Raw genomic sequence first — 15,129 nt, forward strand, 5'->3', positions numbered from 1 at the left:
CGAGGAGCTGAAGCGGCTCCAAATACCCGCGAACGCTCTGGATGCACGAGCCAAGCATTCGCTTTGAGTCGCAATTAATCTGCTGCGACTCTGCGTCGGGATGACACCTTCTTCGCGGGTACTTTCGGCTTCGGTTGCTCCTCTTCCGGCAACTTTGGGATATCGTCTGCCGAAGCCTTGCCCTCGGCTACGCGCATGAAGAAATCCTGTGAGCTGAAAGCGGGCAGAGATTTGCCAAGCGCTGTCTCGCGCACACGGTGGTACTTGCCGTCGCCTGCAAGGAGCCGGGTTTTTACCGTGTCGGCAAGATAGGCGGCGAGGATCTCGTTGCGAAGGCGCGCGCAGAGTTGAGCGTCCTTAACGGGAAAAACGACTTCGCAGCGCTCAAACAGATTGCGCGGCATCCAATCGGCGCTGCCGCAGTAGAACTCTTCTTCGCCAGCATTCGCAAAGTAAAAAATGCGGCTGTGTTCCAGGAAGCGGCCCACGATCGACCGCACGCGAATGTTGTCGCTTACACCTTTCAGTCCCGGACGTATGGCGCAGATGCCACGCACGATCAAATCCACCTGCACACCGGCCTGCGACGCAGCATAGAGCGCTTCGATAACACTCTGCTCGAGCAGCGAGTTCATTTTGGCGATGATGTGAGCTGGTTGGCCCGCCTTGGCATGCTCTGTCTCTCTTGCGATTAGCCGAATAAAGCTCTCCGCCAGCGTCAGCGGGGCTACGAACAAGGGCGCGTAATCATCCGACTCCGAGTGCGCGGTCAGGTAATTGAAGACGCTGTGCACACCCGCCGTGATTGCAGCATCGGAAGTCAACAGGCTGAGGTCGGTGTAAAAGCGCGCAGTATTCGGGTTGTAGTTGCCTGTTCCAAGATGCGCATAGCGGCGGATCGTCCCATCCGGATCGCGACGCACGAGGAGGGCCAGTTTGCAATGCGTTTTCAGGCCTACGATGCCGTGAAAAACCTGTACGCCAGCATCTTCGAGATCACGCGCCCAGCGAATATTCGACGCTTCATCGAAGCGAGCCATCAACTCGACGACGACCGTCACTTCCTTGCTTTGGGCGGCATCGACAAGGGCACGAAACATGGGGGAATCAGAACTCGTTCTGTAGAGCGTCTGCTTGATCGAGATCACGTTAGGGTCGGCGGCTGCAGACTCGATATACCCGACCACGGCATCGTACGAGTCATACGGATGATGCAGCAGAATGTCGCGGTGCCGCAGCTCATCAAACAGATCCGCCGATTTGCGGTTTAGCCGCAGCTCGTGCGGAACGAAAGGCGCAAACTTCAGATCAGGCCGTGGCGCATCGCTGTAAAGGTTCATTAAGCGAGACAGGTTCACCGGCCCATCGGTGCGGTAGACCTGCAACTCATCCAACTCAAAATTGATGCGCAGACGGTCGATGATTTCGGCGTCGGCCCGGCGCTCAATCTCGAGCCGAACAGCATCTCCTTTGCGGCGATTATGAAGCTCGGTCCGGACTGTCTCCAGGAGTGAGCGCGCCTCTTCTTCCTGGAAGTACAGATTGCTGTTTCGCGTCACGCGAAAGGCGGCTTTGGAAAGAATCTCATAGCCCCGATACATGCCTGCGGCATGCTTTTCAATGAGATCGTGCAAAAGAATGAAATCGTGCGTCCCTGGTGAGCAGCAAGGCAAGGGCACCAGCCGTGGCAGTGCACGCGGTACGGTGACTACACCCAGAACCGGACCCGCTGTGCCCTTTCGCTTGCGCCGCAGAAGTAGAGCAATGCAAAGCGCCTTGTTCAGAACGCGAGGAAATGGGTGGGCGGGATCGATTGTGATAGGCGTGAGCAGAGGATCGACTTCGCGCTGGTAAAATGAGGTCGCCGCCTCTTTTGCCGTGTCTCCCAGCTCATTCCAGCCCAGCACACGCACGCCCGCCTCGTGAAGCGCCGGCTGCAACTCTTGATTCCAGCAGGCATACTGCTGGGTCATGAAGGAGTGCATATCCTCCGTGAGCGCTTCGAGCGTTTGCTGAGGCGTCACTCCCTCGGGGCCGATATCGGTGTAGCCGTCTTCGATCCGTTGTAGCAGTCCGGCCACTCTGATCTCGATGAATTCGTCTAAGTTACTGGCGGTAATGGCCAGAAATTTCACCCGTTCCAGCAGAGGATTCGAGGTATCCTGGGCCTCTTCCAGCACGCGCCGGTTAAATTGCATCCAGGACTCGTCCCGGCCAATCAAAAGGTTCTGCGGTTGCGTCGAACGTGCGTTCATGGCTCTAGATCCGGACTTAGATGGAAAGTGTACACAATCTGCTATACACCGGGGCCGGGCGTGCGGATATGAAAGGCCCGCTAAAAAGACGGCCTTTTTAGTCCGATTTGACTCCTAGACGCCACTCCATGAGGATAAAAGGTAGCTGTTGGAGGAAATGCGATGGGAAAACACGGTTGTAGCGATGTGCTCGTTCAGGATACAGCGGCCAAGCTGTTTCAGACCGCAGCCCTCCTGCTCGGAGACGGGGACGAGGCAGTCCGCCTGGTCGAGGAAACCATGGCGGGAGCCGATGTCGATCCTTGCGCGGACGGCAACCAGGCCACGGCCGTACTCCAGAACCAGCTCGTACAGGCGGCTATTCGCGAACTCAGCCAGCGTGAGCCCGGTTCGTTTGCCGCAGTTGAAACAGAAGGCGGCAACGCTCTTTGCATCGACGATGATGACCTGTCCGTTTCCGGTATCACCTCGGCTCAGCTGAGCCAGCTTCTTCTTGAAGGCAGAGGCCAGCTTCGTGATTGGCTTGAACACCTGCCAGCAGCGCAGCGGGCTGTCTTTGTGGAGAGAGCCATGCTAGGGCGCGACAATGCCGCGACCGCGCAGACAATTCGCAGTGCAGGCGGTGAAACCGCTGCAGGCTGGACGGCGGACAAAGTTAGTGGAGCCTTCCGCCAGGCGCTGTGCTCGCTGGCTAACTCGCTGGCACACTCAGCAACCCCGACTCCTGTCGCTTAACTCCTTTTGGGCCGCGGGTAATTCCCCTGACGGCGGAAGACTAGTGTGCCTAAGCAAGGTGACGTGAGCATTGGGCCGATCTGGCCGCTGATTCTCGCCACCACGGCCATGTAAAATGGCATGGTTCCCGGCGCAAGGTCTTGATTCCCTGTTATTTTCTGAATTTTTTGAACAGACTACGCATCGAAAGTAAAGCCCCTTTTGGGGTATCTCCGGGTAACACAGGTGAATCGTTGGTCCAAATAACCAGAAATGGCTGGCGGTGGCGTGTGGCTTCCGGTCTGCTGGCAGTCGGCTCCCTCATCGCTCCAGCGAGTGCAGTGGCACAGTTGGGGGCACCTACAAGCAGCAGCTCCTCGTCGTCCATTCCCAGTCCTTACCAGATTTCCACGCCACAGCAGGGTGGCAGCGGCTTTCAGGGCAGTGTCGTTGAAGACAAGCCCACAGAAGGCGTACTCCCGCTGTCTCTGGACGATGCGATCCAGCGCGGTCTGAAGCACAATCTTGGCTATATTCTCAGCGCCGAGAACACGACCAATGTGAACGGCTCGCGCTTGCAAGAGCTGCAAGATTTGCTTCCTACGGTGAAGGCCAAAGGAGAAGTCTCTGTACAGCAGGTGAACCTCGCAGCCGAAGGTCTCCGCATTCCTGGCTTTCCCACGATCATCGGGCCTTATGGCTTTACCGATATTCGGGCTTCGCTTGATTGGTCGCTGGTGAACATCGCCTCGCTCCGGAACTACCTGGCGGCGAAACACAACTTCCAGAGTTCGAAGCTTTCTGTTGATGATGCCCGCGACATGGTGGTGCTGACCGTGGGCAATGCCTATCTGCTTGTTATCGCCGACAAGTCCCGTATCGACAGTGCCCAGGCGCAGGTGGACACCTCAAAGGTATCGCTCGACCAGGCAGTCGCGAACCATCAGGCCGGAACCGCTCCGCTGCTCGATGAGCTGCGCGCCCGCGTCGATTACCAGACGCAGCAGCAGACGCTCATTTCCGCGCAAAACGCATACGAAAAAGACAAGATCGCGCTCGCTCGCGCCATTGGTCTGCCGCTCGAACAGAAATTCGAACTCAGCGACCAGGCGCCGTATGCGGCCCTCGACGATGTCGATCCCGACACGGCTGTACAGCATGCAATCGATACCCGCAGTGACCTCAAGGCAACGGCTGAGCAGGTCAAGTCGGCGGAAAAAGCCCGCTCCGCTGCAACCGCTGAGCGATATCCGACCATCAGCTTCTCGGGGGACTATGGCGACATTGGCGTGAACCCGGCGAACTCGCACGGAACCGGTAACGCTTCCGGCACGCTTTCTGTCCCCGTGTATGAAGAAGGAAAGCTTGGCGGCGATGCACGTCAGGCGCAGGCGCAGCTTGAAATCAAACGCGCGCAGTTCAGTGATCTTCACGGGCAGATCAGTGCCGATGTGCGCGACAGCATCCTCGACATTCGTTCTGCGCAAAAGCAGGTGGAAGTCTCGCGCAGCAATGTGCAACTGGCGAATGAAGCATTGAGCGAAGCGCAACAGCGCTACGCTGCCGGGGTTTCGGATAATCTTGCCGTATCACAGGCGCAGCAATCCGTTGCTCAGGCAAATGATCAGTATGTGAGCAGCCTCTATCAGCACAACATCGCGAAGCTTTCTTTAGCGCGAGCGCTGGGAGTCGCTCAGAAGAACTACAAGAGTTATGTGGGAGGAAAGTGAAACGTGGCCGAGCAGGTAGCGGAACCTACAGAAAAAAATCGCATCGACACGCCTGAAGAGCGGGCGCCGCAAAAGTCGAGTAAGCGGTTCATCATTATCGGAGTTGTCGCTGTCCTGGTGATTGTCGGGCTTCTCTGGTGGTGGCATTCCACCTACTACGAGGACACGGACGACGCGCAGGTCAACGGGCACCTGATCCAGATCAGCGCGCGCATTCAAGGCCATGTCCTCAAGGTGAACGTCGACGAAAACCAGTACGTTGAAGCCAACACAGTCATAGCAGAACTCGACCCCAAGGACTTTGAAACAGCAGTCGCACAGGACGAGGCCAATCTTGAAGCTGCCCAAGCGGCCTATGAAGCCGCTAACGTCAACGTCCCCGTCATCCACATCAACACCGGCAGTACTCTGACCTCGGCTGGTGCAGACGTCTCCAGCGCGGACGCACAGGTCGTGCAGTCCGAACACCAGCAGCAGGCTGCGCAGGCTGCGGTCGTGCAGGCCGATGCCAACAACACCAAGGCGCAACTCGATCTGCAGCGCTACAAGCCGCTCGTCGAAAAGGATGTGATCTCCAAGCAGCAGTTCGATGCTGCTGTAGCCGCGGCCGACGGCGACAAGGCCGCTCTGGAACAAGCCAAGGCCAATCTCGAAGCTGCGAACTCTGCAGTCCGAGTGGCGAAAGACCGTGTAGCCTCCGCGCAGGCGTCCTTGAAATACGCTCAGACCGGGCCGCAACAGGTGGCCATTCAGAAAGCCCGCGCGGACCAGGCTGCTGCCCAGGTCCAGCAAGCGAAGGCCGCGCTCGACCAGGCCAAGCTGAACCTCAGCTACACCAGAATCTATGCCTCGACGGCGGGCATCATCACCAAGAAGAGCGTCGAAGTGGGACAGAACGTGAGCGTCGGCCAGAACATGGCCACCCTCGTCTCGCTCGACGACATCTGGATCACTGCCAACTTTAAGGAAACCCAGCTCGAGCACATGCGTCAGGGACAGCTCGTCACCATCAGTGTTGATGCCTACGGCGGCCGCAAATACGACGGCAAGGTGACGCAGATCGGTGGCGCTACCGGCTCTGTTTTGAGCCTCTTCCCGCCGGAAAACGCAACTGGAAACTACGTCAAGGTAGTTCAGCGTATTCCAGTGCGTATCGACTTGACCAATCGTGACCAAAACTCTGACCATTTGCTGCGTCCGGGCATGTCGGTTGAGCCCAAAGTCAGGGTGAAGTAATCTGCATCCGCGCGATTCTCGGACCCAGGCAATGTAACATCCGCCGTGGTCTGAGAATCGCCCGATCTTTTGACCAAAGCCTGACATTTTGATGACAAAATCCGCACAGCGTCCACAGATACTGGTGCGATAGATCATGACCTCCAGACAAGAAGAATGCGTAAGGCCATCCTGGAGCGACGACCACTTGGATTCTTCTTCTCCGCCTGAAATCAAGGCTTCTTACTTTGACGAGAAGCTGGGAGCATGGGTGTTGAGTCGCTATGCGGATGTGCTTGCCGCGTTCCGCAGTCCCGTTCTTGTGCCAACAGGCGCGAAGGGTGGATCAAAGAAAGCGGCACCCAATGAAACAATACGATTGAAGATGCGCGCGGAGACAAAGGCGGCGCTCTCGCTCCGGCAATTGTATAAGTGGCAAAAAATTCTCACGTCGGAGGCGGACGCATTAACGCAGCGCCTGCCTCTCGGTGTGCCAGTGAACCTAGTTGAGAAAGTTGCCCGGCCGCTGTGCCTTACGCTTGCAGTAGCAGTGACGAAGGCCGATCCAAAGGATGCAAGCCACCTTCAGTCGTTGGCCAGGCACGTTTCCGCTGCGGCCGCAGAACCGTACGACACGAAAATTGGAGCTTCCGCTGAAGCAGCAAACGCAGAGCTTCGTGGTTGCTTCCACGCCGGGGCCGAAGCCCTGCGCGACTCAGGTTTCGTTGCGCTCTCGCATACCTTACCTTGTTTGCTTGCAAATGCGTGGTTTGCATTGCTTGCGCATCCCCAGCAATGGAGACGTCTGCACCAGCGACCGGCGCTCACCGCGAAAGCAATGGAGGAGTTGCTGCGTTATGCAGGATTGACGCGGCTTCTTTTTCGTCGCGCCATTGAGGATGTAGATCTTAACGGTGTTCCTCTGCGGAAAGGCGATCGCGTGATACTAAGAATTGCGGTTGCCAATAAAGACCCGGAGCGCTTTCCTCGGCCCAATGAAATGGACTGGGTTCATCAGGGGAAAGGCCACCTTGCGCTTGGCTCAGGTCCGCACACGTGCGTGGGAGGAAGCCTGATTCGCATGGCGGCCATTACGATCACGCGCCCGCTGCTGGAGCGTTTTGGGTGGGTTGAAATTACGGGAACTGTAGAGTGGCATGGCGGTCCCGTCTTCCGTTCTCCCGCTACATTACCCGTTTGTCTCTATGAGACGATTCCTGTTATCTGATCCTTCCTTAAGATTAGTCGGTCTGATTCCAACCTTCAGCAGCGTCGGTTCGGGCTGTTGCATCTAAACATGCAGAGTGGAGGATTGAAGTATGAGCAAGCCTGCCCTGAAAGAAGTTACGAGCAAAGCAGACCACATTACACCCCACTGGCACCAGAACGCCAAAGAAATTCAAAAGTTCGGCACAGTCATCAGTGACATGCCTATCGGCTTGGATGAAAGTGCCCGCCTGGAGATTACGGGGCGTCTCAATGTCCTTCTCGCTGATACCGCAAGCTTGCGGGACCTTTATAAGAAATCGCACTGGCACGTCTCCGGCCCGACCTTTTATCAGCTTCACCTTCTCTTCGATAAGCATTTTGGCGAGCAGGTAGAGCTTGTTGACGGCCTGGCGGAACGCATCCAGATGCTTGGCGGCGTCAGCATCGCCATGGCGCACGACATCGCAGAAACCACACGCTTGCAACGCCCGCCCAAAGGCCGCGAAGAAGTTCCGGTGATCATCTCGCGCCTGCTTGAAGCACACAAGATCATCCTCGACGATGCCCGCAAGCTGGCCAAGCGTGCAAGCGACGTGCGCGACGACGGTACCAATGATCTCCTGATCAGCGACGTCGTCCGCACGAATGAAATGCAGGTATGGTTCATCAGTGAGCACCTGGTAGAGATGCCACTGGTCTTCGCCAGGTAACCAACAACGTTTCATACATAACTTGATACACAAAGGCCCAACCTGATCGCTGGTTCGGCCTTTTGTTTTGTATGGAATGACGGATAACCCTTCATGTCCTTCCGCGTCAATCACTCGATGGACTAGACTAATCCGTCTGGGAGGCAGAGCATGCCGTACCGCAGAAGTCTTACTCTGTCCGCGCTGTTCCTGTGCTGCCTGGCTGCTGCCGCAAAGGACAAGAAAAAACTTCAGCTGCCGGTCGACGTGCTCCAGGCACATACAGCCTGGGTGATCGTCGATCCCGGCGCGGGCGTTGATGTCACTGACCCAAATGCCAATCGCATTGCTCGCGCTGATGTCGAAAACGCTCTGGCAAAGTGGGGCAGGCTCATGCCGGTAACGGACCCGTCCCAGGCGGACCTCATCATTGTGATTCGCAAAGGCAACGGCAAGCTGGTGCAGCCGACAATCGGCGGCACACCCATCAACGCTCCGCCTCCCGTGATTGCCCAACGAACAGATACCGGCGTCACTGCTTCCGGTCGCGCTGGGCCGCCACTTGAAACGTCCGATCCGCATCCGGAAATGGAGGTTAGCACTCCGGACGACACGTTCGCCGTGTACCGCGGCGATCCGAACCACATCACAGAGCAGAATCCCCTCAATTCGCCGCCAGTATGGCGATACACGAGAAAGGACGCGCTTGAGCCTCCCGGCGTTCCAGCAGTGGACGCTTTTCGCAAAGCTATTAACGATTCGGAGAAAGCACTGGCTGGTCCTTAGTCACTCAACCCGCAGCATCGCAACCGGATCGATCCGCAGCGCCCGCAGCACTGCAGGTACAGCAGCAATTACAACCGCCAGGAGAATCGTGAGGCAGGGAACTGCCAGCACATTAGCATCGGTAGCCTTTACTTCATACAGCAGCGACTCGACATAACGCACTGAAGCCATACCGAGAGCCAAACCCGCAATCGTACCCACGATCACCGCGAACGCAATCCCCGCCGTGACGCGCCGCGCAACATCCCCAATTCGCGCGCCTAGCGCCATGCGAATCCCAATCTCGCGCTCCCGCTGCTGTACTGAATAATTCAACACACCGTACAACCCAACCCCGGCAAGCAGCAGCGCAACCGCGCCGAAGAAGAAAGCCAGCGTCGCCAGCAGGCGTTCGCGTATCGTCTGCGACTGGTTTAGCTCCAACTGCGTCCGCACATTTGAGACGTGAAACCCGGAGCGCGCCTTCGCCACGTCCTGCCGCAGCATCGAGGCCAGCGCCATCGGATTTGCTGACGCGGTGCGCACAATGAACGTATCGCTCTTTAACGGATGCATTTCCCCGTTTTTATTCATGTTGTGAATCGGAGTAAAGATAACAGGCAGCATCGGCTCGCGAAGCCCGCGGTAATAAGCATCGCGCATCACGCCAATCACCTGCATGCGTTCACGCGAGCCGTCATCCGACGCCTTCACAAAGGCACGCCCAACTGGATTCGCATCATTCAAAAATTTCCTGGCAAACGTTTCATTCACGATCGCGGCGTTGGGATACAGATCGCCCTCGCGAAAATCCCTGCCGGCAAGCAGCGGAATCCGCATGGTCTCCAGAAAGCCTGGAGAGACGCTTAGAAAATAAGCAAGGTCAACGCTCGGGGGCCCTCCATTCACCGAGATCGAATCATTCCAACCAACGCCTTTCAGCAGAGCCCATGAAGCTTGCGATACGCGCTCAACTCCCGGCACCGAGCGCAAATGGTCAGCCACCTGATCCCAGTAAAGCGACGACTGCGCAGGACGGCTTGTCGTCTCCAGCAATAAAATCCTCTCAGTAGAAAACCCCGTGGACTTGTTTGAAAGCCGTTCAAATGTAGTCACAAACAGTCCGGCCACAAATAGCACCAGAAAACAGAAGGCCACCTGCAACGCAATCATCCCATGCATCATCCGCTGCCGCGAATGCGGATCATCGCCGCCTTTCAAAATGCTGACCGGCTTGACCGACGAAGCCCGCAGCGCAGGCAGCAGCCCGAAGAGCAGAACAACAATCAGCGTCAGCGCAATCCCAAACCCAAGCACACGCCAGTCCGCAGGCAAAATCACTCGCGCAGGATTATCCGGCGGATTGATCATGCTCACCACGAACGGCGCAGACCACCATGCGAATAGCGCTCCGCTCGCGGCCGCAAGACACGCCAGCAGTATGCTTTCGACAAGCACCATCTGCACCAGTCTCCACCGACCCGCGCCAATCGAAACCCGCAGCGCCATTTCGCGCGCCCGAGCCGCAGCCTGCGCCGTCATCAGGTTTGCTACGTTCGCGCAGGCAATCAGCAGAACCATCAGCACCAGCACTGCAAGAGCAGCCAGCGCGTGACTGTATTCCTGTTGCATTCCAGACGCACCCGTGGGCGCAGGTTCCATCCGCACCTGATTGGCGAGCACATTCTTTAGCGTCTCCTGCGACAGCCCGGTCTCACCGCTCAGCCTTTGCGCCTCAAACGCATGGCTGACCGCCTCCAACTTTGCTCGCAACGGCTCAATCGCAACTCCCGGACTGACGACAGCCAGTGTGCGAAACCATGTCCAGTCATTGCGCGTGACGCCGTTATGCATCATCGTTGGAACAAAAATATCGACAAGCGTACCCGGCTCTGTGCCAGTGAATTTCTTCTCACTGACGCCAATAATCTCAAAAACGCCCCCATAAACGCGGTCGTCAACATGGAGAGTACGCCCAATCACATGAGGGTCACGCCCGAAGCGCCGCGTCCAATAGTCGTAGGAAAGCACCGCATACGGAGCCGCGCCCGGCTTTAGATCATCATTCTCCGTAAACAACCGGCCCAGCGCAGGCTCAATGCCATATGTGGGGAATAGCCAACCCGACACATACTGCACATTCGCCTTCTCTATCTCGTTGTCGGTTTTGTATGTGATGTCCGTGCGACTAACATACGAGACCGCAATCAATTCCGCCTCGTCTTTCGCCGCAGCGCGCATCAGCTGAAAGCACGGATACGCCCACGAATCCCATTCACCCGGCTTGTTGTCGAAACCCATCCCATACCGCGACAAAACATACAGCCGCTCCGGATGTTTCACTGGTAATGGACGCAGCAGCAACGCATCAATCAGCCGAAACGCCGAAGTGCAGGCGCCAATCGCCAGTGCCAGCGAAAGAATCGCCGCAGCGGAGGTCACTTTGTTGCGCTTCAGCTGCCGCCACCCAAACACAAGATCAGCCCGCAGCGAATCGAGCCAGCCAATCACGCGGACATCGTGGCTCTCCTGCCGCTGCCGTATCGCAGCGCCCAGTGCCCGCCGCGCTTCTTCTGGATCGCGTCCCTGCTCAACCGCTTCGGCAACGTGCGCTTCAAACTCTTCTTCGATATCGCGGTTCAGGCATTCGCCGCGAAACACATTCGAGATACGCGACCAGAGAGACATATCACACCGTCCTCAAAATGCGATTCACCGCAGAAGTCACCGTCACCCAACGCGATTCCTCAGCGACAAGTTGCCTTTTCCCCGCCGCAGTGAGTTCGTAGACACGCGCTCGCCGACCGTTATCTTTAGTTACCCACTCCGCGCGAATCCAGCCGGCCTCTTCCATCCGATGCAATGCTGGATAGAGCGAGCCTTCCTCTGCACGCAGCACGTCGGCGGACATTTCACCAATCGCGGACATGATCGCGTAGCCATGTAAACGCGGTCTGCGCGAAAGAATTTTCAGCACAAGCAAATCAAGCGAACCCTGCAGCGAATCGGTCTTCGGCATACTGAGACATCTATATATAGACATCTCAGTGTCATTGTCAAATGAGCTCGATTCTGTGCTTGTCCGCGGAGGCGACTGAAGGCGCCTTAAAGAAGCGTGTGATGCTTTGCTTCCAGTGCTAGCTCTGGACTCCAATAGAAGCTTGCGGAAGAGTGTGGCTGTAGCTCTCAGCCACAACGAGAAGCGTCAGCGCAAGGATTGCGCCAAAGAAGAGGTAATCGCCAACCAAACTGGGAAGACCATAAAGATAACGATCGAGTCGAGGAAATCGCTCAAACATCGCGATGTAAGAGAGCGCCAGCCACAACCACTTGTTCCCGGTAAAAAGCCGCTCATGTTTGGCCATCAGGTAAACGAAAAGGAAGTAATCTCCCCCATAATGATGAGGCCACGCTATCGGTGAGATCATCACAGCAAGGCAACCGAAGAACAGCAAATCCGCCAGTGTCGCCTGCCAGCGATATCGTAAGGGAATCCATATTCCCGCGATTATGCAAACGAGAGAAAATAGAACGCCAGTGACATAAATGAATGGATGGTACGGCGGATATGAGTAAAAGCTCCAGGTGCTGGCGTCACCATTATGAAGAAGGCGATTGAGAACTCCGTTTAAGCTTTGATTCGGATAGTAGGCCTCACCATGATGACTGAGATAACTTAGCACCCGCACGTAATCCACGTGATTTTGCAACCCGAAATGTCTGACGGATGCTGCCAGGACGAATGTGATGATGGCTGTGAAGCCCACCGTGAAGCGCCACTGGCGACGTAGTGTTCCCCACAGAAGAAAGCAACTCAACTGCGGTTTGAAGACACAAGTAAGCGACAGCGAAGCCCCCGAGCCGAGTCGGCGGTGATGTGCCCAGAATAAAAGGCTGAGGCCAAACAAAGCCGTGATCAGAAGTTGTACCTGGCCTTCTGCCAGGGCCATTCCAATGGGGCGAAATAACACACCTAAGAGAAGCACGGCGACAGTATCGGTCAAGGTGAAGTTCCCGCGGATCGCTCGCCACAGGAATAGCCCCACACTCAAACAGCCAAGCCAACTTAGTGTCATCACAACTTTCCATGTGCTGGAGGGTGCCTGCTGGAGGAACTCCATTACAAAGAGCGCTGAAGGAGGGTAAAGATATTTTTCATGCTGTACAAAAAACAATGTTGGGTAAATTCGATGATTTCCTGCTTGAAAAGCGGCATCAGCAAGTGACATCCAGCGGGTTGAATCTATGCCGGTCGGTTTGATACGCAGCGCATGATAGACCGTGGGGATATTGAGCGCCTCATGCCCGCGTGGGCCATATAGTCCGACCAACACACCTTCAATGATCAACGCAAGAAGAATCACGCGCCAAATGACGGGAATTCTGCGCATGCCGAATTATAGGCACCCTAGACGAGATGGTTAAGTGATCGCAAGGGATCCGCCGATTGAAAGATAGTCGCTATTGGCAAATATTATCGTACGCATAAATAAATAGAATAGCCATGAAGGGAATTCCAGTTGCTAGTATGTTACTTGATTGGCGATTAGCAAGGCAATCTTGCAGCCAAAGATGTATATATTTCACGATACGAATTACTTTTTTGCCCCATGCATAGGAGTTATAGAGGTTGCGAGGTGGTAAAAATTTCTGTAAATGTAGCGTAAATTACTGTAACAGTAGGGAGTTTGTCGTAGTCTCAACAAAAGCAACTGTGCTATGGTTGGAGCAACTTTATCGTCACTACCGCATCTTAAATAAACATACATACTGTGACGACGCATTCATTTACGATATAGAAATAGAAAAGTAAGCGAGCAGCAGTTATGTTTGTCATGCTGACTCCGACATCCATCTAAGCTAGAACCTGAAAGTAACAACTGCAACCGCTCGGTTTCGCATACGCTCTCAAAATATACGAGCGAGGGGACTCTAGAGCAACAGAGAGTCGATGCACACGCTGTCAAAAACCTTGAGCCCGACTGCGTTGACTAGTTGACTAATTGAAATCGCATCTGTTGAGGTCCGAATTAGATCGCTGGGTAAACAAAACTGAAAAACCTGAACGAGTAGGTTTCTTCATTGAGCGCATACCGAATGCGCAATGCTCTCTTTATTTGCGGAGGATGCCTATGAGACAGCAGAAGCCCAGGACGCTTACTGTTGCGGTCGACGGCCTTATATCCCTCATGTTGGCTGTGTTTGCCGTCGTGTGGGCAAACCAGTTATACATGGCATCCGGAACGCTCGAGGATTTTCTCGAGATGCGGGTTACGTTGCTCAACGCAATTTTTGCGATTGTGTTCGTTGTTCTTAGTACGAAATGTTCAAGCGCTCTCGGCATGTATCGAGGCGATTTTACTGACTGGCTTCGTGCAGGATTCAAGGCGGTAACATCCTGTGGAATCATGACCACCTTTGTGGCAGTCTACCTCCTGCTTCGTAAGTCCCCAAGCCCTATCGCGATCATACTGCTGGAATTCTTCATTTCGATATGTGTTTACCAACTCGTCCGCCTCGCGATTACCAATCGCGGTCTGCGCTCAACACAACGTGAATTTGAGCAGGTATTAATTCTCGGCAGCGGACGTCGCGCAATCAAAGCCTGGAAGGAATTGCGTGTTCGATATCACGGGAGCAAGCGTCTGATTGGATTCGTCGATGATCGGGATCCCCATCTGTTGCCGGCTGAGTTAGAGGCGAGTTATGTCTGTGACATAGATCGGCTTTCGGAGTTCCTTTTACATCATGTCGTTGACGAACTCATCATCGCAGTGCCCATGCGATCCTGCTACGATCTGGCCCAGCGAGCGGTCTCCATCGCCGAGGCCGTTGGCGTCCGTGTCCTTACACTAAATGACACATATGGTCTCAGTTTCAGCAAGACTCTTCGTGCTCGCGCGCCGCTCTTTACTGAGCTCATTCCTAAAGATGAAAGGTTGATCACTGCCGAAAGCGTAAAGCGTGCATTCGATGTTGTAGCGGCGGGTATTGGCCTGATACTCGTTCTACCGATCTTTGCGGCTATTGCCATTGCAATCAAACTTACCGGTCCAGGGCCAATATTCTTTGTTCAAAAGCGATACGGCTACCGGCGCAGACTTTTCCCGATGTGGAAATTCCGAAGCATGGTGTCGAACGCACCTGACTTGATGGCCTCCCTGGAAAGTCAGAACGAGGCGAACGGCCCGATCTTCAAAATCAAAAACGATCCTCGTATTACGCCTCTCGGAAAATTCCTCCGGAGTACTTCGCTCGATGAGCTTCCCCAATTATGGAATGTACTGGTGGGGGATATGTCGCTGGTGGGACCGCGGCCGATGAGCATCAGAGATGTCTCACGTTTCACAGAAGCGCAACTGATGCGGCGCTTCAGCGTGCGACCCGGGATCACGGGTATCTGGCAGGTGTCAGGCCGGAGTTCTCTCAATTTTGAGCAGTGGATAACCTTGGATTTCGCATACCTGGATGAGTGGTCTCTTGCTCTTGATCTCAAAATTCTTGCCCGCACCGTGCCCGCGGTATTAAAGCGTTCGGGTTCAGCTTAAGCGG

11 protein-coding genes are annotated in these 15,129 nt (G+C 55.4%); 7 read left to right on the forward strand and 4 right to left on the reverse strand.

The features are described from left to right. Positions 1 to 74: 74 nt before the first annotated feature. Positions 75 to 2,255, reverse strand: a complete 2,181-nt coding sequence (gene ppk1 / locus H7849_RS25125) for a polyphosphate kinase 1 (protein WP_186743184.1) — start codon at positions 2,253 to 2,255, stop codon at positions 75 to 77. Positions 2,256 to 2,417: 162 nt separating this feature from the next. On the opposite strand from ppk1, the gene H7849_RS25130 reads away from it, so the two are divergent. The 6 genes from H7849_RS25130 to H7849_RS25155 all read left to right on the forward strand — a co-directional run bounded on the left by H7849_RS25130 (position 2,418) and on the right by H7849_RS25155 (position 8,598). Then, the gene (locus tag H7849_RS25130; RefSeq protein ID WP_186743185.1) at positions 2,418 to 2,990 is read left to right on the forward strand and encodes a hypothetical protein; all 573 of its coding nucleotides are present in this window, start codon (positions 2,418 to 2,420) and stop codon (positions 2,988 to 2,990) included. A gap of 269 nt (positions 2,991 to 3,259) precedes the next feature. Continuing rightward, positions 3,260 to 4,699, forward strand: coding sequence for a TolC family protein (locus tag H7849_RS25135; protein ID WP_251106480.1), 1,440 nt, complete (start codon positions 3,260 to 3,262; stop codon positions 4,697 to 4,699). Between the two features lie 3 nt (positions 4,700 to 4,702). After that, positions 4,703 to 5,935, forward strand: a complete 1,233-nt coding sequence (locus H7849_RS25140; RefSeq protein WP_186743187.1) for an HlyD family secretion protein — start codon at positions 4,703 to 4,705, stop codon at positions 5,933 to 5,935. 136 nt (positions 5,936 to 6,071) lie between these two features. After that, entirely contained in the window at positions 6,072 to 7,142 is a 1,071-nt protein-coding gene (locus tag H7849_RS25145; protein ID WP_186743188.1) for a cytochrome P450, read from the forward strand. 91 nt (positions 7,143 to 7,233) lie between these two features. Then, entirely contained in the window at positions 7,234 to 7,833 is a 600-nt protein-coding gene (locus tag H7849_RS25150; RefSeq protein WP_186743189.1) for a Dps family protein, read from the forward strand. 150 nt (positions 7,834 to 7,983) lie between these two features. Further along, positions 7,984 to 8,598, forward strand: coding sequence for a hypothetical protein (locus H7849_RS25155; protein WP_186743190.1), 615 nt, complete (start codon positions 7,984 to 7,986; stop codon positions 8,596 to 8,598). Here the strand turns inward: H7849_RS25155 and H7849_RS25160 are convergent, their stop codons facing one another. From H7849_RS25160 to H7849_RS25170, 3 genes are all read right to left on the reverse strand, one after another. Further along, positions 8,599 to 11,265 carry an ABC transporter permease gene (locus tag H7849_RS25160; RefSeq protein WP_186743191.1) on the reverse strand — a complete coding sequence of 889 codons (2,667 nt, stop codon included), beginning with the start codon at positions 11,263 to 11,265 and terminating at the stop codon, positions 8,599 to 8,601. Between the two features lies 1 nt (position 11,266). After that, on the reverse strand, positions 11,267 to 11,596 hold the full coding sequence (locus H7849_RS25165; protein ID WP_186743192.1) for a PadR family transcriptional regulator: 330 nt from the start codon (positions 11,594 to 11,596) through the stop codon (positions 11,267 to 11,269). Positions 11,597 to 11,714: 118 nt separating this feature from the next. Beyond that, the gene (locus H7849_RS25170) at positions 11,715 to 12,941 is read right to left on the reverse strand and encodes a glycosyltransferase family 87 protein (protein ID WP_186743193.1); all 1,227 of its coding nucleotides are present in this window, start codon (positions 12,939 to 12,941) and stop codon (positions 11,715 to 11,717) included. A gap of 768 nt (positions 12,942 to 13,709) precedes the next feature. Between H7849_RS25170 and H7849_RS25175 the strand changes: the two genes are divergently transcribed. Then, positions 13,710 to 15,125: a sugar transferase gene (locus H7849_RS25175; RefSeq protein WP_186743194.1), complete on the forward strand. Its 1,416-nt coding sequence runs from the start codon at positions 13,710 to 13,712 to the stop codon at positions 15,123 to 15,125. Positions 15,126 to 15,129: the final 4 nt, after the last annotated feature.

It is taken from the genome of Alloacidobacterium dinghuense (assembly GCF_014274465.1).
GTDB lineage: Bacteria > Acidobacteriota > Terriglobia > Terriglobales > Acidobacteriaceae > Alloacidobacterium > Alloacidobacterium dinghuense.

Coding starts and splice junctions, on each gene's coding strand:
- ppk1 (WP_186743184.1), bottom strand. CDS start 2,255: ATGAACGCACGTTCGACGCAACCGCAGAACCTTTTGATTGGCCGGGAC.
- H7849_RS25130 (WP_186743185.1), top strand. CDS start 2,418: ATGGGAAAACACGGTTGTAGCGATGTGCTCGTTCAGGATACAGCGGCC.
- H7849_RS25145 (WP_186743188.1), top strand. CDS start 6,072: ATGACCTCCAGACAAGAAGAATGCGTAAGGCCATCCTGGAGCGACGAC.
- H7849_RS25150 (WP_186743189.1), top strand. CDS start 7,234: ATGAGCAAGCCTGCCCTGAAAGAAGTTACGAGCAAAGCAGACCACATT.
- H7849_RS25155 (WP_186743190.1), top strand. CDS start 7,984: ATGCCGTACCGCAGAAGTCTTACTCTGTCCGCGCTGTTCCTGTGCTGC.
- H7849_RS25160 (WP_186743191.1), bottom strand. CDS start 11,265: ATGTCTCTCTGGTCGCGTATCTCGAATGTGTTTCGCGGCGAATGCCTG.
- H7849_RS25165 (WP_186743192.1), bottom strand. CDS start 11,596: ATGCCGAAGACCGATTCGCTGCAGGGTTCGCTTGATTTGCTTGTGCTG.
- H7849_RS25175 (WP_186743194.1), top strand. CDS start 13,710: ATGAGACAGCAGAAGCCCAGGACGCTTACTGTTGCGGTCGACGGCCTT.